The sequence below is a fragment of the Streptomyces sp. DSM 116795 genome, from assembly GCF_055792905.1.
In genome coordinates this window covers 4,471,542-4,495,889 of record NZ_CM147707.1, presented here as the reverse complement: position 1 = coordinate 4,495,889, position 24,348 = coordinate 4,471,542, and the positions used below count along the sequence as shown (strand labels likewise).

At 69.3% G+C, this 24,348-nt stretch carries 21 protein-coding genes, 1 tRNA gene and 1 pseudogene; 12 read left to right on the top strand and 11 right to left on the bottom strand.

Annotation, left to right across the window (positions count from 1 at the left end):
* Positions 1 to 10: 10 nt before the first annotated feature.
* On the bottom strand, positions 11 to 1,111 hold the full coding sequence (locus ACSMXX_RS19410) for an alcohol dehydrogenase catalytic domain-containing protein (protein ID WP_473179966.1): 1,101 nt from the start codon (positions 1,109 to 1,111) through the stop codon (positions 11 to 13).
* Positions 1,112 to 1,373: 262 nt separating this feature from the next.
* Here ACSMXX_RS19410 and ACSMXX_RS19405 point away from each other — a divergent pair, with 262 nt between their 5' ends.
* The 4 genes from ACSMXX_RS19405 to ACSMXX_RS19390 are packed head-to-tail and all read left to right on the top strand — an operon-like array spanning position 1,374 to position 5,074.
* Positions 1,374 to 2,369, top strand: coding sequence for a universal stress protein (locus tag ACSMXX_RS19405; RefSeq protein WP_473179965.1), 996 nt, complete (start codon positions 1,374 to 1,376; stop codon positions 2,367 to 2,369).
* A gap of 53 nt (positions 2,370 to 2,422) precedes the next feature.
* Complete coding sequence (locus ACSMXX_RS19400; protein WP_473179964.1) at positions 2,423 to 3,766, top strand: nicotinate phosphoribosyltransferase; 1,344 nt, start codon at positions 2,423 to 2,425, stop codon at positions 3,764 to 3,766.
* A gap of 16 nt (positions 3,767 to 3,782) precedes the next feature.
* Positions 3,783 to 4,082 carry a DUF1876 domain-containing protein gene (locus ACSMXX_RS19395; RefSeq protein ID WP_473179963.1) on the top strand — a complete coding sequence of 100 codons (300 nt, stop codon included), beginning with the start codon at positions 3,783 to 3,785 and terminating at the stop codon, positions 4,080 to 4,082.
* On the top strand, positions 4,079 to 5,074 hold the full coding sequence (locus ACSMXX_RS19390; protein ID WP_473179962.1) for a universal stress protein: 996 nt from the start codon (positions 4,079 to 4,081) through the stop codon (positions 5,072 to 5,074). The genes ACSMXX_RS19395 and ACSMXX_RS19390 overlap by 4 nt, the downstream gene beginning before the upstream one ends.
* Before the next feature lie 8 nt (positions 5,075 to 5,082).
* On the opposite strand, the gene ACSMXX_RS19385 is transcribed toward ACSMXX_RS19390, so the two are convergent.
* On the bottom strand, positions 5,083 to 5,835 hold the full coding sequence (locus ACSMXX_RS19385) for a TIGR03943 family putative permease subunit (RefSeq protein WP_473179961.1): 753 nt from the start codon (positions 5,833 to 5,835) through the stop codon (positions 5,083 to 5,085).
* Positions 5,832 to 6,860 carry a permease gene (locus tag ACSMXX_RS19380; protein WP_473179960.1) on the bottom strand — a complete coding sequence of 343 codons (1,029 nt, stop codon included), beginning with the start codon at positions 6,858 to 6,860 and terminating at the stop codon, positions 5,832 to 5,834. Before ACSMXX_RS19380 ends, ACSMXX_RS19385 begins: the two co-directional genes overlap by 4 nt.
* Before the next feature lie 420 nt (positions 6,861 to 7,280).
* Between ACSMXX_RS19380 and ACSMXX_RS19375 the strand changes: the two genes are divergently transcribed.
* Both ACSMXX_RS19375 and ACSMXX_RS19370 read left to right on the top strand, forming a co-directional pair.
* A tRNA-Arg gene (locus tag ACSMXX_RS19375) sits at positions 7,281 to 7,356 on the top strand.
* Positions 7,357 to 7,437: 81 nt separating this feature from the next.
* The gene (locus ACSMXX_RS19370; RefSeq protein WP_473179959.1) at positions 7,438 to 7,950 is read left to right on the top strand and encodes a hypothetical protein; all 513 of its coding nucleotides are present in this window, start codon (positions 7,438 to 7,440) and stop codon (positions 7,948 to 7,950) included.
* A gap of 69 nt (positions 7,951 to 8,019) precedes the next feature.
* Here ACSMXX_RS19370 and ACSMXX_RS19365 read toward each other — a convergent pair.
* A pseudogene (locus tag ACSMXX_RS19365) lies at positions 8,020 to 8,291 on the bottom strand (tyrosine-type recombinase/integrase); the annotation flags it as partial.
* A 289-nt stretch (positions 8,292 to 8,580) separates the two neighbouring features.
* A complete protein-coding gene (locus ACSMXX_RS19360; RefSeq protein ID WP_473179958.1) occupies positions 8,581 to 9,126 on the bottom strand; it encodes a carboxymuconolactone decarboxylase family protein in 546 nt (181 codons plus the stop codon).
* Positions 9,127 to 9,859: 733 nt separating this feature from the next.
* Between ACSMXX_RS19360 and msrB the strand changes: the two genes are divergently transcribed.
* From msrB to ACSMXX_RS19345, 3 genes are all read left to right on the top strand, one after another.
* The gene (msrB, locus tag ACSMXX_RS19355) at positions 9,860 to 10,339 is read left to right on the top strand and encodes a peptide-methionine (R)-S-oxide reductase MsrB (protein ID WP_473179957.1); all 480 of its coding nucleotides are present in this window, start codon (positions 9,860 to 9,862) and stop codon (positions 10,337 to 10,339) included.
* Positions 10,336 to 10,890, top strand: a complete 555-nt coding sequence (msrA, locus tag ACSMXX_RS19350) for a peptide-methionine (S)-S-oxide reductase MsrA (protein WP_473179956.1) — start codon at positions 10,336 to 10,338, stop codon at positions 10,888 to 10,890. The genes msrB and msrA overlap by 4 nt, the downstream gene beginning before the upstream one ends.
* 288 nt (positions 10,891 to 11,178) lie before the next feature.
* The gene (locus tag ACSMXX_RS19345) at positions 11,179 to 11,703 is read left to right on the top strand and encodes a DUF5709 domain-containing protein (protein ID WP_473179955.1); all 525 of its coding nucleotides are present in this window, start codon (positions 11,179 to 11,181) and stop codon (positions 11,701 to 11,703) included.
* Positions 11,704 to 12,234: 531 nt separating this feature from the next.
* On the opposite strand, the gene ACSMXX_RS19340 is transcribed toward ACSMXX_RS19345, so the two are convergent.
* The 3 genes from ACSMXX_RS19340 to ACSMXX_RS19330 are packed head-to-tail and all read right to left on the bottom strand — an operon-like array spanning position 12,235 to position 15,364.
* On the bottom strand, positions 12,235 to 13,149 hold the full coding sequence (locus ACSMXX_RS19340; protein WP_473179954.1) for a carbohydrate ABC transporter permease: 915 nt from the start codon (positions 13,147 to 13,149) through the stop codon (positions 12,235 to 12,237).
* Entirely contained in the window at positions 13,149 to 13,994 is an 846-nt protein-coding gene (locus tag ACSMXX_RS19335; RefSeq protein WP_473184861.1) for a carbohydrate ABC transporter permease, read from the bottom strand. Before ACSMXX_RS19335 ends, ACSMXX_RS19340 begins: the two co-directional genes overlap by 1 nt.
* A 50-nt stretch (positions 13,995 to 14,044) precedes the next feature.
* Positions 14,045 to 15,364: an extracellular solute-binding protein gene (locus ACSMXX_RS19330; RefSeq protein WP_473179953.1), complete on the bottom strand. Its 1,320-nt coding sequence runs from the start codon at positions 15,362 to 15,364 to the stop codon at positions 14,045 to 14,047.
* Between the two features lie 203 nt (positions 15,365 to 15,567).
* Between ACSMXX_RS19330 and ACSMXX_RS19325 the strand changes: the two genes are divergently transcribed.
* Both ACSMXX_RS19325 and ACSMXX_RS19320 read left to right on the top strand, forming a co-directional pair.
* On the top strand, positions 15,568 to 16,647 hold the full coding sequence (locus ACSMXX_RS19325; RefSeq protein ID WP_473179952.1) for a LacI family DNA-binding transcriptional regulator: 1,080 nt from the start codon (positions 15,568 to 15,570) through the stop codon (positions 16,645 to 16,647).
* A complete protein-coding gene (locus ACSMXX_RS19320) occupies positions 16,644 to 18,968 on the top strand; it encodes a beta-xylosidase/alpha-l-arabinosidase (RefSeq protein ID WP_473179951.1) in 2,325 nt (774 codons plus the stop codon). Before ACSMXX_RS19325 ends, ACSMXX_RS19320 begins: the two co-directional genes overlap by 4 nt.
* 3 nt (positions 18,969 to 18,971) lie before the next feature.
* Here the strand turns inward: ACSMXX_RS19320 and ACSMXX_RS19315 are convergent, their stop codons facing one another.
* Positions 18,972 to 19,472, bottom strand: a complete 501-nt coding sequence (locus ACSMXX_RS19315) for a GNAT family N-acetyltransferase (protein ID WP_473179950.1) — start codon at positions 19,470 to 19,472, stop codon at positions 18,972 to 18,974.
* A 429-nt stretch (positions 19,473 to 19,901) separates the two neighbouring features.
* Here ACSMXX_RS19315 and ACSMXX_RS19310 point away from each other — a divergent pair, with 429 nt between their 5' ends.
* Positions 19,902 to 22,481, top strand: coding sequence for a polysaccharide lyase family 8 super-sandwich domain-containing protein (locus ACSMXX_RS19310; RefSeq protein ID WP_473184860.1), 2,580 nt, complete (start codon positions 19,902 to 19,904; stop codon positions 22,479 to 22,481).
* A 178-nt stretch (positions 22,482 to 22,659) separates the two neighbouring features.
* Here ACSMXX_RS19310 and dapB read toward each other — a convergent pair whose 3' ends face one another.
* Positions 22,660 to 23,415, bottom strand: coding sequence for a 4-hydroxy-tetrahydrodipicolinate reductase (gene dapB, locus ACSMXX_RS19305; protein WP_473179949.1), 756 nt, complete (start codon positions 23,413 to 23,415; stop codon positions 22,660 to 22,662).
* A 151-nt stretch (positions 23,416 to 23,566) separates the two neighbouring features.
* Complete coding sequence (locus ACSMXX_RS19300; RefSeq protein WP_473179948.1) at positions 23,567 to 24,346, bottom strand: HpcH/HpaI aldolase family protein; 780 nt, start codon at positions 24,344 to 24,346, stop codon at positions 23,567 to 23,569.
* Positions 24,347 to 24,348: the final 2 nt, after the last annotated feature.

The window sequence follows — 24,348 nt, the reverse complement described above, 5'->3', positions numbered from 1 at the left end:
CGCTCGCGGCTCAACCGGCGGCCCGGCCGCCGGCCAGGGTCACCAGCGAAGAGCTGGCCGCCCGGTAGATCTGCTCCCCCTTGAGCGCGATCTTCAGTGCGCCCGTCTCGGCCGCGCCCGCGAACACCTCGTACGCCTCCTCGATCGCCGCGAGTTCGAAGACGTGCGTGACCATCGACGACGCCGGCAGCCGGCCCGCGGCGAGCATGCTCAGCAGCATCGGCGTGGAGGACGTGTCGACCAGGCCCATCCGTATCGTCAGATCCTTGATCCACAGATCCTCCAGGTGGAGGGCCGCGGGCTTGCCGTGCACGCCGACGTTGGCGACGTGGCCGCCGGGCCGGACCATGCGCGTGCACATCTCGAACGTCTCCGGCGCACCGACCGCCTCGATCGTCACGTCCGCACCGAGACCGTCCGTGAGGTCCTCCACGAGCTGTTCGGGCTTGTCCGCCGCGAGCACCTTCGCGTCCGCTCCGAAGCGGCCCGCCGCCTCCAGCCGTCCCGAGGTCAGATCGACGGCGACGACCCTGTCGGGCGAGTACAGCCGTGCCGTGGCGATCGCGGCGAGCCCCACCGGGCCCGCCCCGACCACGACGACGGTGTCTCCGGGACGTACCTGCCCGTTCAGCACCCCGACCTCGTACCCGGTGGGATAGACGTCGGCGAACAGCACCGCGTCCTGGCTGTCTATGCCGCCGGGCAGCAGGTGCAGCGAATGGTCGGCGAAGGGCACGCGCACGTACTCCGCCTGCGTGCCGTCGATGAGATGCCCGAGTATCCAGCCACCGCCGCCGCGGCACTGTCCGTAGGAGCCCTCGCGGCAGTAGCGGCAGCGGCCGCAGGCGGTGATGCACGGGACCAGGACACGGTCGCCGGGCCGCACCGTCCGCACGTCGCCGCCCGCCTCGACCACTTCGCCGACGGCCTCGTGCCCCAGGACCGTGCCGGGCCGCACCGCCGGGACGTCACCGTTCAGGATGTGCAGATCCGTGCCGCAGACCGTGGTGGTCTCCACCCGTACGACCACGTCCTGGGAGTCCTGGACGTCCGGATCGGCGACGCTCTCCCAGGCGGCGCCGCCGGGCTCGTGAAAGACCAGCGCCTTCATGGCCACGCTCCTCCCGTGTCCCTCCGGCCCCTTGGGCCCCTTGGGCTCCTTGAGCTGCTTGTCCCGGACCGGCCCGTACGTACGTACGCGGACCCCCCGGACCCTGGAACCAGCCTGGCCCCCGGCGCCCCGCGCCCGTACAGGGACCTTCGGCCCTTCCTCCGGTCCGCCCGGCCCCTCGGCCGTACGGCCGGCCCGCAGGACGCTTTGACTGAGGACGCACGCGGCGTGCGGGGCCCCGGCGCCGGAGGGAGGACGCCCAATGTTCCAGTACGTCACGGTGGGCCTGGACGGTACGCGCGAGAGCCTGGCCGCCGTCGACTGGGCGGCCCGTGAGGCGCTCGCACGGGGGGTCACGCTGCAGCTCATCCAGGTCCGTGAGACCGGTGCGTATCCCTACTCGCCCATCGCGGACGACGAAGTCGAACGGGAATGGGCACAGACGATCACGAGCGAAGCCCTCGACGATCTCAACAGCCGCATGCCCGACCTGGCCGTCACGGTCGACATGGTCGCCGGGCGTCCCGCACACGTACTCGCGGACGCCTCCGCCGAGACCGACCTGCTCGTACTCGGCTCTCGCGGCCTCGGCACCGTCCTCGGCTTCATCGTCGGTTCGACCGCACTGCCCACCGTCGCGCACACCGTGTGCCCCGTCGTCCTGGTACGCGCCCGTCCCCACGACAAGGACGGGAGCGACGCCGACGACGGAGGGGAGCGGGCGGGAGCACGGACAGGATCGCGGATCGCCGGCAGCAGCACGACAGGCGGGGCCGCGGGCGCCGCCCGCCCGGCGTCCCACGCCAGCTACCCCGCGTCCGAGACTCCCGGCGGCGAGATCGTCCTCGGCCTCGACCTCGGCCGTCCCTGCGACGAACTCATCGCCTTCGCCTTCGACGCCGCGGAACGCCACTCCTCGCCGCTGCGCGTCCTGCACGCCTGGGACCTCCCACCGACCTACGGCATGCGGCCCCTGCCCGTACCGCCCGCGATGACCAACGAGCTGCTCGCCGCCCAGAACCAGGCGCTGACCGCGGCACTGCGCCCCTGGCAGGACGCGCAGCCCGACGTCAAGGTGCACGCCGACGCGGTCATCGGGCAGCCCTCGCGGCTGCTGGTCGAGGCGGCTTCGCAGGCGTCGATGCTGATCGTGGGCCGCCGCAACCGCCGCTCGCGGCTCGGCACCCATGTGGGCACCGTCGCCCACGCCGTCATGCACCACGCACGTGCGCCGGTCGCGGTCGTGCCGCACGACTGAGACGGGCCCGGCCGGCCCGGCCGCCGCCCGTACCCCCCAGGAGGTGCTCACAGATGTCCGAGGCGAGGAAGACGGACCTGTACGAGCTGACGATGGCCATGTCCTACGTGCGCGAGGGGATGACGGAACCCGCGACCTTCAGCCTCTTCGTACGCGATCTGCCGCCCGAGCGCGGCTTCCTGGTCGCCGCCGGGCTCGAACCCGCGCTGGACTACCTCAGCGGCTTCCGCATCGGCCCCGAGGACCTGGACGCCTTCGGCAAGGCGCTCGGCCGTCCGGCCCGCGATCTGGTGCCGCTGCTCGGAACGGCCTTCAAGGGCGATGTGCGCGCCGTCCCCGAGGGCACCGTCGTCTTCGCGAACGAGCCGCTGCTGGAGGTCACCGCGCCGCTGCCGGTCGCCCAGCTCGTCGAGACGTACCTGCTCAATCTGATCAGCCACCAGACCGCCGTCGCCTCCAAGGCGGCGCGGTGCGTGCTCGCCGCGGCGGACCGTCCCGTCATGGACTTCTCGATGCGCAGGACCCACGGGCTCGCGGCGGGCTACGAGGCCGCGCGGACGGGCGCCCTCGTGGGCTTCGCCGGCACCAGCAACGTGGACGCGGCGGCATCGCTCGGGCTGCCCGCGATCGGCACGATGGCCCACTCGTACGTGGAGGCGTTCTCCTCGGAGGAGAGCGCCTTCCGGGCCTTCGCGCGCGCCCACCCGGACCGTCCCGTGACGTTCCTCGTCGACACCTACGACACGGACGCGGGCGTGCGCACCGCGGCACGCGTCCTCAAGTCCCATGGGGCGAGCGCCGGTTCGGCGGTCCGGCTGGACAGCGGCGACCTGGGCGAGCAGGCGGCACGTGCGCGGCGGATCCTGGACTCGGCAGGCCTCACGGACGTACTGATCGTGGCGAGCGGCGGGCTCGACGAGTACGGGGTGGACCGGCTGGTGCGCGCGGGCGCACCGATCGACGTCTACGCCGTGGGCACGCGGGTCGGTGTCTCGGCCGACGCGCCCTACCTGGACTCCGCGTACAAACTGGTCGCCTACGCCGGACGCCCCGTCATGAAGCTGTCCTCGGCGAAGACCACCGCACCCGGAGCGAAGCAGATCTTCCGCAGCCACGGCTGCTCGGACGTGATCGCTCTGCTGCCCGAGCATCCCGCGTCCGACGTACGGCCCCTGATGCGCCCAGTGATGCGGAACGGACGGCGCGTCAGCGAGGCACCGCCACTGCGGGAGGCCCGGGAGCGCCTCACCGCGGACCTCGCCCAACTGCCGCCGGAGGCACGGCGGATCACCGGGCCGACGGCACCACGACCTGCCTTCTCCGACCGGTTGAAGGCACTGTCCGAGCAGGTCCGTCACCGGATCGAGAGCGAAATCCTCGCTCCGCAGCGGGTCTGACACCGAGGAGGTCACCATGCCGAACACACGCGAATGGAACGTACGGATCTTCCTCTACGAGGACGAGGGGACCACGACCGCACGTGCGGTACTCGACACCGGCGAGACGACGCTCACCGGCAGAGGAGTCGCCCGCTGCAATCCCGAGGACGTGGACATCCCGGAGATCGGCGACGAACTCGCCGCCAGCCGCGCCATGGCCGAACTCGGCCGGCAGATGATGCGCGCCGCCGACCGCGACCTGCAGGGCGTGGGCGCCGGGCCGCTGCCGCCCAAGGCACGTGACGCCTTCGGCTGGCCCGACGTGACGCTGTGACGCGCACGGCGGCTGCCCTACCGGTCACTGTCGGAGTCGACGGCTCCGCGGAGAGCCTCGTTGCCGTGGAGTGGGCCGGCGCGGAAGCGGTCTCGCGGAATGTGCCGCTGTGGATCGTGTGCGCACGGAGACCGGCCGCCACCGACGAGTGGCAGCCGTGGCCGCAGCAGCAACTGCACGCCGCACACCGGCTGGTGGCCACGCTGTACCCCTCGCTGAAGATCACCGAGGACGCGGTGTGCGAGGCACCGGCCAAGGCGCTGATCACCGCGGGCGATGAGGCGGACGTGCTTGTCCTCGGCTCACGGGGACTCGTCCCACCGGCCGAGGGCTTCGTCCTCGGCTCGGTGGGCCTGTCCGTGATCGCCCACGCGCACCGGCCGGTCGTCGCCGTACGGGGGCGGATGCCGGGCGGTGCCGCCGGGGATGCGGCGGGCGCGGGTGCCGGTGGGTCGGGGGCGGGTGCCGGTCGGGATGCGGCGGGTGCCGGTGGGGCGGCGTGGCCTGTCGTCGCGGCGGTCGACCTGCGCCGCGGCTCCGACGACGTGCTCGACTTCGCCTTCCGTACGGCGGCCGCCCAGGGCAGGACCCTCCGGGTGGCGCACGCCTGGAGCGCACGCACGCTCCAGTCCCTGCCAGGCGGGACGGGCGGCGCCGCGGGCGCTGTGGGTGATGCGGGCGCCGCGGTCGGTGTGGGTGGTGTGGGTGGTGCGGCCACTGTGGACGATGCCGACGCTGCCGGACTCCGCGTGAAGCAGGCGCTGGGGCAGCTGCTGCACCCCTGGAGGGAACGCTTCCGCGATGTCGACACCGAGATCTGGACGGCGGACCTGGCGGTCGCCCCGTACCTCCTCGAAGTCGGCGCCGACGCCGCCGTACTGGCCGTCGGCCGCCGCATCCGCGGCCACCCCTTCCCGACCCGCATGGGCCCCGTCGTACACGCGCTGCTCCACCACTCGCCCCGCCCGGTCGCGGTGATCCCGCACGGCTGACCGCCCGGTCAGCCTTCGTACTCGTCGGACGGGGCCTTGACCGGTGTGGCCCGGCTGACGTCGAAGAACGGTATGACTCCGTCGTTGACGGGGTCCTTCGTCCGCTTGCTGCTGTACGTGCCCGTGACCTCCAGCCACGTGTCGGGCTGCAGGGTCGGCGGAAGCTGTCCCGACAGCCGGACCTTGACGGGCTGGGCGTCGGCGGCACAGCAGTTGAGGGTCATGCGCGTCAGGTGAGGTACCCCGCTGCGGTCGAGGGCGACGAAGCCTGTCATCTTGATCCGCCGGTCGCGGAGGTAGCGCCCGTCGTCGTAGGCGGCGCGCCCGGCGTAGTCGCCGACACCGAGCCGGAGGGTGCCGCTGCCGGGGAGCGCGGGGAAGGCGGGGAGCGGCTTGAGTGCCGTACCGGCGCGCATGGCGCTGTAGGAGCCCGGCGCGGGCGGGGCGACCAGGATCAGCGCGAGGAGCGGCAGAACGAGGAGCCAGGAGACACGCGGCTCCCGGTGCCCGTGCTCGTGGCCGTCGTGGCCGTGTTCGTGGCCGTGCTCGTGGCCGCCGGCCCGATTCCTCCGGGCCGCGCGCAGTGCTCTCAGCTCGTACCAGACGGTGGCAAGGGCGGCGACGATCAGGATGACCCCCGCGACCATCAGCAACGGCCGCAACTCGGCCTTCACATAGCGCAGATAGAGGTCGGTGAAGCTGGCGCGCAACACGGCCACGCCTATGAGGAACAGCACCGCTGCCTGCGCCTGCCGGTTCACAGCAGCACCGCCCCGACAAGGGCCGACACCACAACGGCCAGCGCGAAGGTGACGGGAGCGAACCGCAGCGCGAACCCGCGGCCGAACGTCGCCGCCTGCATGGCGAAGAGCTTCAGGTCGATCATCGGTCCGACCACCAGGAACGCCAGCCGCGCGGTGAGCGAGAACTGGGTCAAGGAGGCCGCGACGAACGCATCGGCCTCGGAGCAGATCGACAACAGCACCGCGAGAATCCCCAGAACGAGGACCGACACCACGGGGTTGTCCGCCGCCGCGCGCAGCCAGCTCGCCGGCACCACGGCCTTGAGCGTCGCCGCGGCCATCGCACCCACGACGAGGAAGCCTCCGGCGTGCATCACGTCGTGCCGCACGGACCCCCAGAAGGCGGCCCCCCTGCCGAGGCCGTCGAACGAGGGGCGGACCGGTGGACGCATCCACTCGGTACGGCCCAGCCGCTGCCACAACCAGCCCATCGCGCAGGCCACCAGCAGACTCGCCACGAAGCGGGCGAGGACCATCTCGGGATTGCCGGGGAACGCGACGGCGGTGGCGGTCAGCACGATCGGGTTGATTGCGGGAGCGGACAGCAGGAACGTCAACGCCGCCGCGGGCGCGACGCCCCGGCGCACGAGCGCCCCCGCCACCGGTACGGAAGCGCACTCGCAACCGGGCAGAACCACCCCGCCCACGCCGGCCACCGGCACCGCCAGGCTGGGCCGTCGCGGCAACGCACGTACGAAGAACGACGGCGGCACGAACACCGCGATCGCTGCCGACAGCAGCACTCCGAGAACGAGAAAGGGCAGTGCCTGGACCACCACCGCGACGAACACCGTCATCCAGCTCTGCATCACCGGCGCGGACAACGCCCGGCCGATCGGAGCCTGCAGCACCACCACCAGGAGCAGCAGCACGGTCAGCACGAGAGATGAACTGACCCGCCGGCTCCCCTGGTTCTCCGCGCCGCGGTCGCCGTGGCCGTCGCTGTCGTCTGCGCGAGGCGGGGCTATTTCGCTGGTCGGCACTGGTGAGGTACCTCCGGTATGGCGTGCGCGCCGCCGTCGCCGGGGTGGGTCTTCGGCACGGCCGTCAGCGTAGCGGGAGGCTCGTCCTCATGTCCTTGAACAGCCTGATCAGACAAATACGGCGCCTGCGGTGGCCTGGTCCGGGGCGCGGGGACGGGGTGAGGGGACGGGGTGAGGGGACGGGGTGAGGGCCAGGCTCGGCGGGGGCGGCGCCAGGGCTGGGCGGGGGCGGCGCCAGGGCTGGGCCCCCTGCCGGGACCCGGGCGGGTTCCGGCCCATCCCGCCCTCCCAACTCACCGCCCGCCTCGCCACCCTGGCATATCAGCTAACCTGTCCTGGGTCGCCCTCCCGGGGCGGCCCAGGAGCTTGTGCACCGCCGCTGATTCCCCACCAGGACTTCATCGCGGCTCACAAAGCCCCGCCTCCGTAGCTCAGGGGATAGAGCACCGCTCTCCTAAAGCGGGTGTCGCAGGTTCGAATCCTGCCGGGGGCACCAGCGAAAAGGGCCCCGGACCGATCAAGGTCCGGGGCCTTTCACATCCAAGTCCGGCATCAACGGGGACGGGATGCGTGAGACGTGACCAGGGACGAGGCGCTGAAACAACTGAGAACGCTGGCACAGGCCCGAGCGCTCGGACGTCACGTTGGTTCCGATCGCCTCATCCAAGCTGCCGTCGACGCAGTGCTTGCCGAAGTCGACGCTCCGTCGCTTCCGCTGCTGGCTGGCCTGGGGCGTCACGAGGAGCCCGAAGCACAAGAGTTGTTCGGCCACGTAGCAGAAGAGCTGGGCATCAGCTTCCAAGCCCCCGCATCTCCGACAGCCGCCAAGTGGGCCTTGGCCCACTGGCTGGCTACCCAGATCGTCGACGGCTCGCTGGACCCGGCCAGGGGCGCCGACATGATCTGGGCTGAAGTGGCGATCGACCTCGATTACCCCGACGAATTGCAGCCGATCGTCGAGTGCGCCATCCAGCTGGCCGACTGGGACGACCATGGTGATACCCCGATGAAGCGGCTCAAGAAAGACGCTCTATCTGCTGCTCGCACACTGGTTGCGCACCGAGGTCCAGACATTCCGACGCTTGAATGACTCAGCCCCGTAACCGACCACGGCCCGGGGCTTCGTCTTCCTCACAACAGCGATCAGGCGGGACGGCGCTTCAAACAGCCGATCCATGTGACTGATCGCCTCGCGCTGGGTGTCCCTGCACAACGTGTGTGTAGACGTCCATCGTGATGCTGATCTGGCTGTGCCCCAAGATCTCCATCACCACGCGAGGAGCGACGCCGACCGCAACGAGGAGCGTCGCACCCGTGCCGGGCGTCATGCAGCCGAACGACGCGGGTGCCGGCGTCCTTCGCGACCCGGGTGAAGGACCGATAGACGTTCCGCGGCTCGACCGGCCGACCATTCCTGGTGGTGAAGACGTAACGGCAACGACGGCAATTGAAGCCCGACTTTCACTGACAAGGAGTGCTTTGCTTTAACCAAACCTCTCTCCATATCAGCAAATGCCGTCCAATAAATTCCTCTGTCACGGCCTTGGCGACCGCCGGGTTGCCACGCTCAGGATCTCTTTCTATTTGCTCGCGGATCGCCAAGGTAAGAGCGTGCTGAAATCTATCGAAATGGGAACGCATATGTGCAGGGGGATGGGATACCGCGTGGCCGTCGGCCGGGAACGGCGCGCAGGGCATCACCTCCCCCGAATAAAGGGAGCTACTCCGCCGGGCCCGGCATCGCGCCCTCGGCAAGCTTGATGCGGGTCCAGACGTTCATGTTGACGACGACTGCGACGATCTCGAGCATCTCCGCCGGCCTGAAGTGCGCAGCGAGCGCGTCGTGGAACCGCTGGAACGTCGCGTCGCCGTCGGTGTCGGCTGCGCGGGTAAGCGCCTCGGCGTAGCGGAGCGCCACCTGCTCGGCCTCGGAGTGAAGCTCGGTCTCCCACCACGCGGTCAGGGTGTCGATCTTGGCCCGGGGGATGCCAGCCTCGCGCGCCGCCTTGTAGTGCAGGTTGAGGCAGTAGGTGCAGTTGTTGAGCTGCGAGACCCGCAGGCGCAGGAGCTGGGCGAGGCCGCGGTCGATGAGCAGCTCCGCCGTGTATCCGAACGCATCCGCGCCCATCTGTGCCATGCCGATGAGCGCCTCGTTCCCGGTCGCGTCAAGCCGACGGTTCGCGATCTGGACATCGTCAGTCATCTCGACCCTTTCGGTCATCGTCGTTCCCATGCCCGCGCTTCTGGATCCGAGCCGCTCGGCCATCTATGACGAAACCCCTGTTTTCGGCCGATCGGGGGACGCGCCCGCGGCGTCGGGCAGCTCGGCGAAGGCGATCAGGGTCTCTGTGAACGGACTGTCGTTCCAGTGTCGTCTCGGTATGTCGTTTTCGACACGCGAAATTGAAACGTCGGCCTCTGCCCCGTGAACCACACAGCCAGCCCTAATGGATGTCTCGGGCCGTGAAGGAGACTACGGTCCGTAGTCGCCAGAAGGTGAGCACCACAAAGCCCGGAATCACTGCGAGTTCTGAGGTCAGCCCGTGCCCCTGCTGGTCGGCCAAGAGCCGCTCCTCCGCGCACGGTTCGATTAGAACAACCGGCTTGGCACGGCCGGAGCCCTCCTTGAAATAGGGCTCCCAGTCCTGAAGTTGCACGCCGTTCGCAACGAGACTGGGTGGGGGGATGCCGGGCTTGAGCCGTTCACGGTGGGGGAAGCCGAGAAGACGGCGACGTCCGCGGCTACACCGAGTCGGCCAGCAATGCTGACTCTCTGTTCACTTAGATAGGCCCGTTGACGGTGACGACTGGAATCTCAAGGGCCGCCAGTGACCTGAATAAGACATTCTCGGCAGTCTGCGGCGACTTTGTCACCGCCGCTCAGCCGGGCCTGCTCCCGGACCCGGGATGAAACCCCCAGGAACCTGGGACTAAAAACGGTTCCATCCGGTGTTTGCATCAGTGAGGTCGCAGCCAGCGAAGCTGGAAGAGGAGGCATCGTGTCACGCGACTACAGGAAGACTTCCGAGGCGCTGAGCCGCCTTACCGAGAGTCAGTACCGTGTCACGCAGGAGGACGGGACGGAGCCGGCATTCCGCAACGAGTACTGGGACAACCACGACCCCGGCATCTACGTGGACGTGGTCTCCGGACAACCGCTGTTCTCGTCGACCGACAAGTACGACAGCCGCACCGGATGGCCGAGCTTCACGAAGCCTGTCGTTTCCGATGCAGTTCGCACGGCGACGGACAGGTCGCTCGGGATGCCCCGCACGGAGGTGCGGTCCACCGGGGCCGACAGTCATCTCGGACACGTGTTCGGTGATGGCCCAGCCGATGCCGGCGGTCAGCGGTACTGCATGAACTCGGCGGCGTTGCACTTCGTCCCCGCCGACGAGCTCGAGGCGCAGGGCTACGGCGAGTACCGCTCGCTGTTCGACACGGCCAACACCACCAACGTAGAGGGGTACCGATCATGACGAGTGGGATCCATGACACCGGAGAGATCACGCGCACCCCGGGGACGGAGACGGCAGTCCTAGGCGGCGGATGCTTCTGGGGCATGGAGGATCTGATCCGCCGACAGCCCGGCGTGTTGAACACGCGCGTCGGATACACCGGCGGCGAGAACGACCACGCCAACTACCGCAACCACCCCGGTCATGCCGAGGCCGTGGAGGTCGTCTTCGATCCCACGAAGACGACCTACCGTGACATCCTGGCGTTCTTTTTCCAGATCCACGACCCGTCGACACTGAACCGCCAGGGCAACGACATCGGGACAAGCTACCGGTCGGCCATCTTCCCGGTCACCCCGGAGCAGGAACAGATCGCTCGCGACGCCATCGCGGACGTAGACGCCTCTGGCCTCTGGCCAGGCAAGGCGGTGACGACGATCGAGCTGGCGGGCCCGTTCTGGGAGGCTGAGCCCGAGCACCAGGACTACCTGGAGAGGTATCCAAATGGCTACACTTGCCATTTTCCTCGCGCAGATTGGGTGCTGCCCCGACGCGGTGCGACCTCCGTCTGACCGTTCGACTACGAGGGCGCGGGGTTCATCGAGGAGAATCCCGAAAACGTGCAGCTGATCGGCCTCGACTAGCCTGGCAACTGGGACCGGTCTGCGACGTAGAGTGCGGCGGGGCAGCTATGGGGGCGTCCTCACCACTCGGCTGGGGCTCACGGCTTGCCGGCTTGCCGGGAAGCCGTGCCTGATAGACGCCTCGTCGACATCCGGCCGCTTGAATCGCTTCCTCTCGCCGCGCAATCACTGATCACCGAGATGTCGCGGAGCTCCGACGGAATGGAGGCAGCCGTGATGACTTCACCCGACAACTTCCCGCCTTACGAAGATCTGGCCGCGTCCAATCCTCTGCGCTCGCAGGAGGAGTACGACGAGGACGAGCTGGGAGAGGATGTCCTGGACCGGGGTTACTCACCCGCCAATACGCCCCTCGCCGTGACCGGCTGGGGCGTCACTGCGAGGGAGGCCGCCGCCCACGAGGACCTCACGCATCGGCTCAGGCGCGAGGCACCGGAAGTCAGTGCATCCGACGAGGGCGACGGCCTGGGCGACATCATCGGCACAGACGGTGAGCTCATTGACGACCAGGTCGGCGACGAGCGCTCGGGACGCCTCGTCAGCTGGGACACGGACGTTCTGGCTGCAGGATACGACGGCGACGACTACTGGGCCCGGGACGTGGGCGTCGACAACGGTGGCGCCTCCGCCGAGGAGGCGGCTGTCCATGTGGTGCCTGACACCCCAGAGGCCCATGAGCGGCCGTCAGCCCTCTGCCGGACTACGCGAGAGTCCGAACTGCCCGGCCCCGACGGGCGCTGAGCCAATGAGGATTCGATGACCCTCCGCAGCCGACATGTCGGGCGCCCGACCAGGACGGGCGCATCCACGGAGCGCCGGGACGGTGGGTGTCGTTCCCCGCACTTTGGACCCGGCAGCGGCTGCCAACTGAAGTATGTCAAGAACCTCTGCAGGCGTTTGGGCCGCTCGGACCCGGTCAAAGTGGCTGACCGGCACCGCATTCGCCGCCCACACCGCCCATCTGTGAGCAGCCCTGCCAATCCAATCTCCCTGCTCGGCGTACGGCGCGAACAGCGGTCTTGTAGCCCGTGGGCCAGATGTGGGCCAGGGGGGCTGACACGCCATCACCTAGAGCTTTGACCTGCGGAAACTGCTGGACTTCGAACGGCCTCCGGAGCCGTGTGCGTCGGCCCGCCTGACATCCATGACAAGCAGCGATTTTCGCGGTCGGGTCGTACTGGATCTGCAACTGGAGTACTTCGACCCGGCTTGTCCGAACATCTGCCGTTGGAGCATCTTGATCCGGTTGACGTGTCCCTCGGCCACAGGGCGCTATCTGCTGAAGCCGGCGGTGAGGCCACTGATGAGCTGGCGTCGGCCGATGACGTACAGGGCGAGGATCGGGAGGGTGGAGAGGACGACGGCAGCGAGGATGGCGGGGACGTTGATGGTGAAGTCGCCCTGAAAGCTCCAGACGAACAGTGGCAGGACACGCTTGTCGGGGCTCTGGGTGAGGATCAGCGGGAAGAGGAAGCCGTTCCAGACGTTGAGCGCGTCATAGATCGTCACGGTGATCAGGGCGGGCCGGGACAGCGGCAGCGCCAGGTGCCACAGCATGCGCCAGTGCCCGGCGCCGTCCGCGCGCATGGACTCGTACAGTTCGTCGGGGATGTCCCGCATGAAATTGACGAGGATGATCACGGTCAGCGGGATCGCGAACGCTGCGGAGGGCAGCACGACTGCCGCCAAGGTGTCGTACATGTGAGCCTTGGCGATCAGGTAGTACACCGGGATGATCGTGGCCTGGAGCGGGATGGCCAGCCCGAGCAGGAAGAGGCTGAAGGTCCATCGCAGCGCCCGGCCGGTTCCGCGCACGATCGCGTTCGCCGCCAGGAAGGACACCGCCAGGGTCAGCAGCGTGGCGCCCGCCGTTACTACGAGGCTGTTCCACAGGTAGTGCGCGAAGTCGTTGTCCAGGACCTGCCGGTAGTTCTCCAAGGTGGGGTCCGACGGAACGGCGAGCGGGTTGGCGTCGAAGAAGCCCTCGCGGGTGCGGAGGCTGGACACGACCACCCAGTACACCGGGACGATGACGATCAGCAGCCAGACCAGACCGCCCAGCGCGCCGATCGGGTTGGTGCGGCGCATGGCTGCGAGGCGGCCTCCAGGCGGTGCGGCGGACGTCTCCTTCTCCGGTGGTACGGGGACCTTCCGGTCGGTTGAGGGGGTGCGGGAGAGCACGGACATCACATACCTGCCTGCTGACTTCGCATGCGGGAGAAACCTGAGAATCGGACGAGGAGAAGGGAGAGGAGGAGTCCGGCAGCGACCAGGAGCACGGAGATGGCGCTGGCCAGGCCCATCTCGTTGCGCTGGAAGCCGGTGATGTACATGTCGAGGGGAAGCAGCCGGGTGGCGTAGCCGGGGCCGCCGCCGGTGAGGACGAATACCAGGTCGAAGTAGGTGAGCGACCCCACGAGCATCAGCGTCGAGGATGTGACGACGGTGTGGCGCAGCTGGGGCAGGGTGATGAGCCAGAACTGGGCCAGCCGGCCGGCACCGTCGATTGCGGCGGCCTCGTACAGCGAGGTGGGGATCTGCCGGGCGCCGGCTTGGTAAAGCAGCGTATGGAAGGGCACGAACTGCCAGGCGATGATGAACACGACTGCGTAGAAGGCGAGTTCCGGGTCGCCGAGCCAGTTCTGGTTCAGCAGAGGCAGGTCGAGGGCTGCGCCGAGACCGAAGGTGGGATCCAGCAGGTTCTTGTAGATGATCGCGATCGCGGCGGCGGATATGAGCAGGGGTACGAAGTAGAACACCGCGAGCAGGGCGCGGTAGCGCTGCCTTCCGGCGACGAAGACGCCGAGGAACAGGCTGATGGGCGTCTGCACCAGCCAGGACAGGAGCATGAACTTGAGGGTGAGGCCCAGCGCGTGGCGGATGACACCGCTGTTGAGTGCCTTCTCCCAGTTTTCGATCCCCGCCCATGACGGGCTGCCCAGGCCGTCCCAGCGGGTGAAGCTGAGGTAGACCACGATCGCCATGGGGACGAGGGCGAACACGGCGAACAGCAGGAGGGCGGGCAGCGCCATCACGAACGGTGGACCGCCCTGCCGGGGCGCCGCATTGGGCTTGCCGGTGGTCAACTGGCCGCCTTGTCCATCTGCTGACAGAACTTCGCCGGGCTGATCTGGCCGAGGAAGAGCTGTTCGAGGTTGGTGAGCAGGTCGTTGCCGAGCTCGGGCCTCAGCGCCTGGTCCCAGGAGAGCTGGAAACTCTTCGTGTCACGGGTCATGTCGTAGACATAGGAAAGCCAGTCGGCGTTCTTGGCGCGCTTGACCTTGGTGTCGAGGTCCTTCACGGGCGGGACGTTGCCCGAGGCGAGAAGGTGGTCGACGTAGGCGTCGTTGTAGACGCCGTCCTTGAGGTACGACACCGCGGTCTTCTTCTCCTTGGCTCCGGCCTGGGCGGACAGCGAGTGGAAGTTGGCGGGGTTGCCGACGACGTTGGCTGCCGCTCCCTTGCCGCCCTCGACGGCCGGGAAGTCGGTCCAGCCGAGGTGCCCCTCGGAGATGAACTTCGGGGCGCCTTTCTGCATATTGGCGTATGCCCAGCTGCCCTGAAGGAGCATCGCGGCCTTGCCTGTGTACATCTGGGCCTCCGCCTGGCCGGTGTCGGCGGAGACGGACGCGAAGCCCTTGGCGAAGCCGCCCGCGTCCGTCAACTGCTTGATTTTCTCGGCCGCTTCGAGGACTGCGGGGTCGGACCACGCGTTCTTCTTGCCGGCGGCGATGCGCGCGAAGACCTCGGGTCCCCCGATGCGGTCGACGAGGTACTCCAGCCACATCAGGTAGGGCCACTTCGAGGAGCCGCCCATGGACAGCGGGTCGATGCCCCGCGCCTTGAACTTCTTCACCAGTGCGAGCAGGTCGTCCCAGGTCTTCGGCGGCTGGGCGTCCGCCTTCTCGAACAGCTGCTTGTTGTAGTAGAGGACTACCGGCTGGACGCCGTTGATCGGTACGCCGTAGACCTTGCCGCCGAACGTGGTGCTCTCCAGTACCGAGGGGATGATGCGGTTCTTCCACTGCGGGTTCTTGTTCAGCTCGGGTGTGAGGTCGGCGACCTTGCCCGCCTTCACATAGCTCTTGAGCACCCCGCCGCCCCAGTTCTCGAACAGTACGGGGCCGTTGCCGGCGCCGACGGCCGCGCGGAGCTTCTGCTTGTAGGGGTCGTTCTGGAAGTACTGGATGTCGATCTTCTGGTTGGGGTGGGCCTTGTTCCAGTCCTTGGCGGAGGCACGGAACGTCGCCTCGGTTCCCTGGCTCAGGGCCCACACGAGCGTCCCGTCGCCGGAACCGCCGCCCTCGCTTGTGCGCCCGCTCTTGCCGCAGGCCGAGGCCGTCAGGGCGAGTGCCGCCGCGCAGGCGGTGACCAGGATGCGACTGGGGATCCTCGTGGCCATCGTGAGCTCCTTCGCTCTTCAGAGGCTCGAAGACGCATCGGCGGCCCGAAAAGTTTCGAAACCTCTGCATGCAATGGCCGATAAAGTAGAAGGCGCCGAGGACCGGGTCAAGGTGTCTGCAGGAGCTACTTACAGAGGAGTTGGCGTCTGGACCAGGTCCGAAAGATTGCGCTACCGTCCTCGTAATTTGCGAAAGGACCAACATGGCGAAGAGAGCCGTCGAGCGGAGCCGGACGACCCTGACCGGCATCGCCCAAGCGGCCGGGGTGTCCGTGGCCACCGTGTCGAAGGTGGTCAACGGCCGCAGCGACGTGTCCCCCGGGACCAGGGCGCGCATCGAACGGCTGCTGGTCGAGCACGACTACGTCGCCCGCGGACCGGGTGGCTCCCGGTCGCCGGTCCGCACCGTCGACCTCACCTTCGACAAACTGGTGGCCTCGAACAACCTGGTGATCACCCGAGGGGTGACCGAGGCCGCGGCGGAGGCCGGTGTCGACGTGGTCATCGGGGTGACTCCCGACGATCCGGCGGGTGCCGCCTGGTCCCGGAAGATCACCAACGCCGGGCGGGAGGGCGTCATCCTGGTGACCTCCGAACTGACGCCCCGGCAGCGCGCCCAGTTCGCGAAGAACGGCATCCCCCTCGTGCTGATCGACCCGATGGGCGTGCCCGACGAGAGCGTGCCGAGCATCGGCGCCACCAACTTCAGCGGCGGCATGGCCGCCACCGAACACCTGCTGAGCCTCGGTCACCGGCGCATCGCGATGATCGAGGGCAAGCACGACGCCCTCTGCAACACCGCCCGGCTGCACGGCTACCAGGCCGCGCTCCGGAGCGCCGGCATCACTCCCGACCCCGGCCTCATCAAGGTGGGAGCCTTCCACTTCGAACCCGCCTACGAGGCCGCCATGGAGCTCTTCGGTCTCGATGACGTGCCCACGGCCGTTTTCGCCGCCAACGACTCCGAAGCGTTCGGCGTCATCGAGGCCGCCCGGGTCCGCGGGCTGCGCGTACCGCAGGACGTGAGCGTCGTCGGCTTCGACGACACCGACGCTGCCGCCACCTCCGCCCCTCCTCTGACCACCGTCCGCCAGCCCTTCGCCGAGATCGGCCGTGCCGCACTCCGCACCCTGCTACAGCTCGCCGCGGGGCGGCCCCTGGACAGTCACCGGGTCGAGCTCGCCACGCAGTTGGTGGTCCGGGCGTCCACGACGTCACCGCCCAGCCACGCCCCGACTCCCGCCCCGGCCCCGAGCGCCGCCATCTCAAGGGACGCACCATGACCACACGCTGGTCCGATCCGGCATGTCCGCGCGACGAGAGGGCCGAGTCGCTCCTCGCCGAAATGACCCTGGAGGAGAAGCTCGCCCAACTCGGCAGCGCCTGGCCCGGCGTCGAGCGCATCGGCGGCGACGTCGCACCGATGCAGGACCTCTTCGCCCGCCACGCCGAGTCCTCCTCGGCCTGCAAGCACGGCCTGGGCCATCTCACCCGGCCGTTCGGCACGCGACCCGTCGAACCAGCCGAGGGCACACGCCAACTCGTAACCTTCCAGCGCGAGTTGATCGACAGCACCCGCCTGGGCATCCCCGCGATCGCGCACGAGGAGTGCCTCACCGGCTTCACTGCCTACCGCGCGACCGTCTTCCCCACCGCCCTCGCCTGGGCAGCCGCCTTCGACACGGACCTGGTCGAGCGGATGGCGCACGCGATCGGCACGAGCATGCGCCGCGTCGGCGTCCACCAGGGCCTCTCGCCCGTATTGGACGTGGTGCGCGACTATCGCTGGGGGCGGGTGGAGGAGACGCTCGGCGAGGACCCCTACCTGGTGGCCATGACGGGCACCGCCTATGTGCGCGGCCTGGAGAGCGCCGGAGTCATCGCGACCCTCAAGCACTTCGCCGGATACTCCGCCTCGCGCGGCGCCCGCAACCACGCACCCGTCTCCATGGGACGCCGGGAGTTCGCCGACGTGATCCTGCCACCGTTCGAGACGGCGCTGCGGGACGGCGGCGCCCGCTCGGTGATGAACTCCTACGCCGACGTCGACGGGGTCCCGGCCGGCGCCGACCCGCTCCTGCTCACCCGGCTCCTGCGCGAAGAGTGGGGATTCCAGGGCACGGTCGTCTCCGACTACTGGTCCGTCGCCTTCCTCCGTACGATGCACCGGATCGCCGCGACAGACGGCGAGGCGGGCGCCCGGGCCCTGGAGGCCGGCATCGACGTGGAACTGCCCAACACGCTCTGCTACGGCGAACCCCTCGCCGAACTCGCTCGCAACGGCGTCGTCCCCGAGGAACTCGTCGACCGCGCCGTGCGGCGCGTCCTGCGTCAGAAGGCCGAACTCGGCCTGCTCGACGCCGGCTTCAGCCCGGACGGCGCCGGCAAGGAGCCGATCGACCTCGACCCACCCACACACCGGGCCATCTCCCGTGAACTTGCCGAGCGGAGCATCATCCTGCTCGGCAACCACGACGGCATCCTGCCGCTCGCCCCGGACACATCGCTCGCCCCGGACACATCGTCCATCGCTCTCATCGGCCCGTGTGCGGACGACCCGAATTCCCTCTTCGGCTGCTACTCCTTCCCCAACCACGTCCTTCCCCATCACCCCGGCCACGACAACGGCATCGAGACGCGCTCCCTGCGGGAGGCGCTCATCGCCGAACTGCCCGCCGCCGGGATCGCGTACGAACGCGGCTGCACCGTCACGGACATCGATCGCAGCGGCTTCGACGCGGCAGTGAGCCAAGCCCGCCGCGCGAAGGTCTGCATCGCAGCGGTCGGCGACCGCGCCGGGCTCTTCGGCCGCGGCACCTCCGGCGAAGGATGCGACGTGGAGGACCTCGCCCTGCCCGGTGTCCAGGGCGAGTTGGTCGAGGCGCTCCTGGCCACCGGCACCCCGGTCGTGTTGCTCGTCGTATCCGGCCGGCCCTACGCGCTCGGGGCCTACGCCGACCGCGCGGCCGCCGTCGTCCAGGCCTTCTTCCCCGGCGAGGAGGGCGGGCCGGCCATCGCCGGGGTGCTCTCCGGCCGCGTCACCCCCTCGGGCAAGTTGCCGGTGCAGATACCGCGGACGCCCGGAGGCCAGCCCGGCACGTACCTGCACGCCCCGCTCGGCGGGAACAGCCAGGGCGTGAGCAACCTCGACCCCACACCGGCCTACCCCTTCGGACACGGCCTGTCGTACACCACGTTCACGTACGAGGATCTGCGCCTGACCGCGGCGGAGATACCCACCGACGGACAGGTGGAGATCAGCTGCCAGGTACGCAACACCGGAGACTGCCCCGGAGCAGAAGTCGTCCAGCTCTACACCGCCGACCCCGTGGCCCGACTTCCGCGTCCTGTGGCCCAGTTGACCGGATTCGCGCGCGTCCCCCTGGCCGTGGGCGAGCAGCGCCGGGTCACCTTCCACCTGCACGCCGACCGGCTCTCTTACACCGGACAGGACCTGCTGCGCATCGTCGAACCCGGTGAGATCACCATCATGGTCGGATCGTCCAGTACGGACATCCGCCTGCGCGGCACGGTTCACCTCACCGGCCCGGTCCGTACGGTCGGCCACGAACGGCGCCTGCACACCGCGGTACACACCGACTGAGCGCTACATCAGGTCCTTCGTCATGAACACACGACTCGTTCCGGGGGGATCGCAGGGGACCTCGCCGAGAACGCGCCAGCCCTGCCTGCTGTAGAAGCCGGGTGCCTGGAAGCTGATCGTGTAAAGCACCCCTGCGCGGCATCCACGCCTGCGGGCCTCGTCCTCCGCCTGCCGCAGTATCTCGCTGCCGAGGCCGGTGCCGCGGAGCGCGGTAGGCAGATGGAAGAGGTCCACGAACAGCAGACCTAGCGAAGTACGGCCTGTCAGCCCGCCGACCACTCGTCCGGTTGCCGGGTCCCTGACGAGCACCGCCAGCGAACGCCCGTCATCGGTGCCGGTCTCCTGAACGTTGAAGTCATCGAGCGCATCCGAGATCAGCGCGACGTCCGCGGCGTCGGGATGATCGGTGACGAAGACGGACGGCGGCGCAGTTGCGCGGGGAGCCACCGGGCCGCCCTCCCTCGGCGCTGAATCGGGCTGCATGTCGGTCGTCGGATCGGTCATGACTCCGACCGTAGTCACGGGGTCTGACAACGCCGCTGCCACGGAGAAGCCGGACCACATCCCTGCCGCGGCGGTGCGTTCAGCAACGCGGCGGGAGCCATTGCAGTGCAGCAGCGAAGTACAGCAACCACCGCGACCGCTGCCGTACGCCGGTGGCTCCAGATGGCCAACTGACCGAACTGAACGCCGCGTTGACCGTCGCCGCGCGGTGGTCGTCGAGGTCACCATCACCCGGACGTCTGGCACCCGGACGTCTGGCACTCGGAAGGAACCCTTGATCACCGACTGTCCGGCCAGGAAGCCCGGTTCGGCGCCCTCATCCTGCTGTGTGGACTCCTGCCGGTGGTGCTGACGCGTTGACAGCACCGTGCCCCGTTGCTTGGATACGGCGAGCCTTTTCCGGCATACGGTCGAAAAGTGGAGCGCCCCATGGAGCTGTCGCGCCGCGCCCTGTTGACCATGGTTCCCGCGAGCGCGCTGCTCACCCTCGCCGAGCCGCTGCGCGCACGGGCGGCAGGCGCCCCGCACGACCCGGCCCCCAAGGACACGGCCGGTGACCTGGCCCGGCTCGTCGGCAACACCGTCGCCGTCTTAGCGGGCACCGCCCAGGTCAACTCCCGTCCCGAGGTGGCCGACAAGGTGACCGCCATCACCGGCGCCGCGCAGGACCGTCTGGACGCGATGGACGCGGCCGGCGACGGCGAGCTGTTCCAGGGGCTCGGCGACCTCGGCACCAGCGACCCCAATCTGACGAAGTCCTTCGCGTACCTCTACGAGATCGCGCTCGCCACCCGCACCCCAGCGGACGACAATCCCCTGCACGGCGACGAGGCCGTCCAGCGGCGCGTCATCGACGGCCTGACCTGGCTCTACGACCACTACTACGGCGACCAGTCGAAGGGGTACTACGGCAACTGGCACAACTGGGAGATCGGCATCTCCCAGCAGGTCAGCAAGGTCCTGGTGCTGCTGCGGGACCAGCTCGCCGCCTACCGCCCGGACCTCACCGCCACCTACGTCGCCGCGATGGACGGCTATCTGCGCAACGGCAAGAACGGCGACGTCGATCTCGACTCCCGCTTCCACACCGGCGCCAACCTCGCCGACATCACCACCGACCGGATCATGCAGGGCGCCGCCCTCGGCGACGACGCCCGGGTCAGCAAGGCCGTCGCCGACCAGCTCACCGTGCTCGCCACGATCGACCCGTACAACCTCCAGCACGGTGTCACGGACGGCTTCTACGCCGACGGCTCCTTCATCCAGCACGCCTCCGTCGCCTACACCGGCACGTACGGCACGGGGTTGCTCAGCCGTGTCGTGCAGACCCTGAAGATCCTGGACGGCACGGCCTACCTGCCGCAGGACGACATGGCCGGGGTCGTGCGCGGCTGGGTGGTGGACGGCTTCGCGCCGGTGATCTTCGAGGGCTGGATGATGGAGGCGGTCAAGGGCCGGGGAGCTTCGCGCGCCAAGAGCGGATACGGCGACGCGACCACCGTGCTGGAGGCCGTCACCGACCTCGCCGCCCACTCCTCCGGCGACGATGCCACCGCTCTCAAGGGGTATGTGAAGTTCGTCCGCGAGGCCGCGAAGGCGCCACTGGACCCGACCGCGTTCGTCTCCCCCGTGACCGTCGCCCGCTACGCCGACATCCTCGCCGACGGCTCCGTCCCCGCCCGTGACCTCAGGGACGCCTCGTACACGACGGCGTTCAACGCCATGGACCGCACCGTCCACCACCGACCCGGCTGGGCGTTCGCGCTGGCGCGAAGCTCACGGCGGATCAGCAAGTACGAGTACATGAGCGGCGAGAACCTCAAGCCGTGGTTCCAGGGCGACGGCGCCCACTACCTGTATCTGTCGGAGCAGGACCAGACGCATGCCTTCGGCGTCGACTACTTCACGGCCGTCTCCCCGTACCGGCTGGCCGGTGTCACCGCCCCGGTGGAGACCCGCAAGACGATCCCCGAGCTGTACGGCGCCCTGTGGTACGACAACCCGGACGCCGGGTTCACCTCCTCGTCCGAGAAGCAGAACACCTATGTCTACTTCCCGTGCGGCACTGGCTCCCACTCCGGCGGCGCCACGCTGGGCACCTACGGAACGGCGTCGCTGGTCCAGTCCGACGACGTCGCCTACGCGGCGAAGCAGGCCGGGCGGCTTCCGGACGACTTCGTGGCCTACCGCAACGCCCGCGCCACCAAGTCGTGGTTCCTGCTGGACGACGAGATCGTGGTGCTGGCGGCCGGGGTGGACGACCCGGCGGGCCGGGCGGTGACCACCACGGTGGACAGCCGGATCGCCGCCGAGTCGGACAGCATCTCCGTCACGGGACGCCTGCGCGACGGCACGCGCTGGCGGCGCCCCGGCGCGGCGCCACTCGCCTGGCTGCGCTACGCCAACGCCGACGAGAAGACAGCCGTCGGCTACGTCTTCCTCGATGCCCCGGGCGCACCTCGCGGCCCCCGGCCCAGCGTCACGCTTGAGACCGTCACCCGCAGCCGCCAGGACGTCAACGCCGCCAACCCCGACACCCGGATCACCAAGCAGGTCTTCAGCGTCGTCTACGAGCAGCCGCCCGGCGCGCCCGCCGGCACCCTGGCCTACGCCCTGGTGCCGGGCGCCACCGAACGGCAGTTGCTCCGCTACGCGCACGGCCCGCTGGCGGTCCTCGCCAACACCCCGGACCTCCAGGCGATCGCTCGGCCCAGCCTGGGTCTGCTCGCCGCCAACACCTTCGCTCCCGGCACCCACACCGCCGGGCCGCTCGCCGTAGACGGTCCCGCGTCGGTACTCGTGCGGCGCGGCGGCGACGGCATCACCGCGGTCGCCGTCGCGGATCCGACCACCGAACGCGACATGGTCACCGTCACCCTGCACGGCCGCTCCCTGCGCCCGGTCTCCGCAGACGACGGTGTCCGCGTCACCTGGCCGCCCGGCGCCACCCGTATCGAGGTCACCACCCGGCACGCGTACGGGCGGAGCTTCGCGGCACGGCTGCGGTAGGGGCCGCCCGGGCCGGGTGGGCCGGTCGGGTTCTGGCAGGACGAAGACCGCGAGACCCAAGGCGACGGTGACCGGAGTGCCTTGCTCGATCAGCAGCACGCCGCGTCTGCCGGCCGGCACGAAGTAGCCGATCAGCACTGCCGCGAGCGTGAAATACGTGATCTCAACCCGCCCTCTGTCACCCGTCCAGGTCGAGGAAGTTCTCCAGTCCGTAGGTGAGCCCCGGTGCGGAGCCGATACGGCGCACTCCCAGCAGCACACCGGGCACGAACGAGCTGCGGTGCAGCGAGTCGTGCCGGATGGTGAGCGTCTCCCCTTCGCCCCCGAAGATCACCTCCTGGTGCCCGACGAGTCCGCTCAGCCGCAGCGCGTGCACATGCACGCCGTCGACGTCCGCGCCGCGCGCACCGTCCAGGGCGGTACTGGTGGCGTCCGGCTGTGCGGGCAGCCGGGCCTCCTGCCGGGCCTCGGCGACGAGCTGCGCGGTGCGTACGGCAGTCCCGCTCGGAGCGTCGGCCTTGCCGGGGTGGTGCAGCTCCACGACCTCGGCGGACTCGAAGAAGCGCGCTGCCTGCTGTGCGAAGCGCATCATCAGTACGGCGCCGATGCCGAAGTTGGGAGCGATGAGCACGCCCGTGCCCGGCGAGGCGTCGAGCCAGCCGCGTACGGTGCGCAGCCGCTCGTCGGTCCAGCCGGTGGTGCCGACGACGGCGTGGATGCCATGTGTGACGCAGTGCTCCAGATTGCCCATGACGGCGTCCGGGTGCGTCAGGTCCACAGCGACCTCGGCGTCCGAGCCGGTGAGCGCGTCGAGGCTGTCGCCCCGGCCGAGGGAGGCGGCCAGCTCCATGTCGTCGGCGGACTCGACGGCCCGTACGGCCTCGGAGCCCATGCGTCCCTTCGCGCCGAGTACGGCCACACGCAGCTTGCTCACTGGTTCGTCCTTCGCGGAGATGTCGGCAGGGTGACGGAGTTGGTCAGGGCGGCCTCAGGCGACCTGAGGCGACCGCCTCGTGCAGCTCGCCGGCCTGGCCGTCATGGGCCGGATTCCCGGTCCGTGGGGTCGGGGTCCGGGCGGCGGCACGTCACCGGGGGCCCTCGGTGTCGCGGGCGGCGGTCAGATGCTGCCGGGCGGAGTTTTCGAGGTGGACGACGTCGCTGGCGACGGTGGCGAAGGTGAAGCCTTCGGCGATGCGCTTGGCGGCGCTGGCGCCGTCCGGGTTGTGGATGCCGGCGGCGATTCCGGCGGCTGCGGCGGCCTCTCGTACGGTGACCAGGGTGGTCTCGAACTCACCGGCGACGGCCGGGTCGGTGGAGGTGGCGCCGCCGATGGCCAGCCGCAGGTCCGACGGTCCGACGTAGATGCCGTCGAGGCCCGGACTGGCGCAGATCTCCTCGACGTTGGCGAGGCCGTCCGCCGTCTCGATCATGGCGAGTACGACGGTCTGGTCGTGGGCCTCCGCGGGGTCGGGCCCGATGCGCAGGCCGGAGCGCATCGGCCCGTAGGAGCGGTTGCCGAGCGGTGGGTAGCGGACGGCGGCGACCGCGTCGGCGGCGTCCTGGCCGCTGTCGACGAGGGGGACGATGATGCCCATCGCGCCCGCGTCCAGTGCCCGGCCGATCGGCGCGGGGTCGTTGGCTTCGACGCGGACCATGCCCACGGCGGTGCTGCCCTTGGTGTCGATCGCCATCAGGTTGTTGAGCATGCCCTGATAGCCGAAGAGGCCGTGCTGGGCGTCCAGGGCGATGTAGTCGTAGCCGACGCGTGCGAGACGTTCGACTGCGACAGGCGCGTCGAGGAGCGACCAGTAGCCGATCAGCTGCCTGCGGGCGCGGAGGGCCGCCGTGAACTGGGCGGGAGTCATGA

Excerpts from the sequence above, each read along its gene's own strand:
- ACSMXX_RS19330 (WP_473179953.1), bottom strand. The coding sequence starts at position 15,364 with ATGGCCACGAGGATCCCCAGTCGCATCCTGGTCACCGCCTGCGCGGCG.
- ACSMXX_RS19325 (WP_473179952.1), top strand. The coding sequence starts at position 15,568 with ATGGCGAAGAGAGCCGTCGAGCGGAGCCGGACGACCCTGACCGGCATC.
- ACSMXX_RS19360 (WP_473179958.1), bottom strand. The coding sequence starts at position 9,126 with ATGGCCGAGCGGCTCGGATCCAGAAGCGCGGGCATGGGAACGACGATG.
- msrA (WP_473179956.1), top strand. The coding sequence starts at position 10,336 with ATGACGAGTGGGATCCATGACACCGGAGAGATCACGCGCACCCCGGGG.
- ACSMXX_RS19310 (WP_473184860.1), top strand. The coding sequence starts at position 19,902 with ATGGAGCTGTCGCGCCGCGCCCTGTTGACCATGGTTCCCGCGAGCGCG.
- ACSMXX_RS19335 (WP_473184861.1), bottom strand. The coding sequence starts at position 13,994 with ATGGCGCTGCCCGCCCTCCTGCTGTTCGCCGTGTTCGCCCTCGTCCCC.
- ACSMXX_RS19320 (WP_473179951.1), top strand. The coding sequence starts at position 16,644 with ATGACCACACGCTGGTCCGATCCGGCATGTCCGCGCGACGAGAGGGCC.
- ACSMXX_RS19315 (WP_473179950.1), bottom strand. The coding sequence starts at position 19,472 with ATGACCGATCCGACGACCGACATGCAGCCCGATTCAGCGCCGAGGGAG.
- ACSMXX_RS19405 (WP_473179965.1), top strand. The coding sequence starts at position 1,374 with ATGTTCCAGTACGTCACGGTGGGCCTGGACGGTACGCGCGAGAGCCTG.
- ACSMXX_RS19410 (WP_473179966.1), bottom strand. The coding sequence starts at position 1,111 with ATGAAGGCGCTGGTCTTTCACGAGCCCGGCGGCGCCGCCTGGGAGAGC.
- ACSMXX_RS19340 (WP_473179954.1), bottom strand. The coding sequence starts at position 13,149 with ATGTCCGTGCTCTCCCGCACCCCCTCAACCGACCGGAAGGTCCCCGTA.
- ACSMXX_RS19345 (WP_473179955.1), top strand. The coding sequence starts at position 11,179 with ATGACTTCACCCGACAACTTCCCGCCTTACGAAGATCTGGCCGCGTCC.
- ACSMXX_RS19400 (WP_473179964.1), top strand. The coding sequence starts at position 2,423 with ATGTCCGAGGCGAGGAAGACGGACCTGTACGAGCTGACGATGGCCATG.
- ACSMXX_RS19395 (WP_473179963.1), top strand. The coding sequence starts at position 3,783 with ATGCCGAACACACGCGAATGGAACGTACGGATCTTCCTCTACGAGGAC.
- ACSMXX_RS19300 (WP_473179948.1), bottom strand. The coding sequence starts at position 24,346 with ATGACTCCCGCCCAGTTCACGGCGGCCCTCCGCGCCCGCAGGCAGCTG.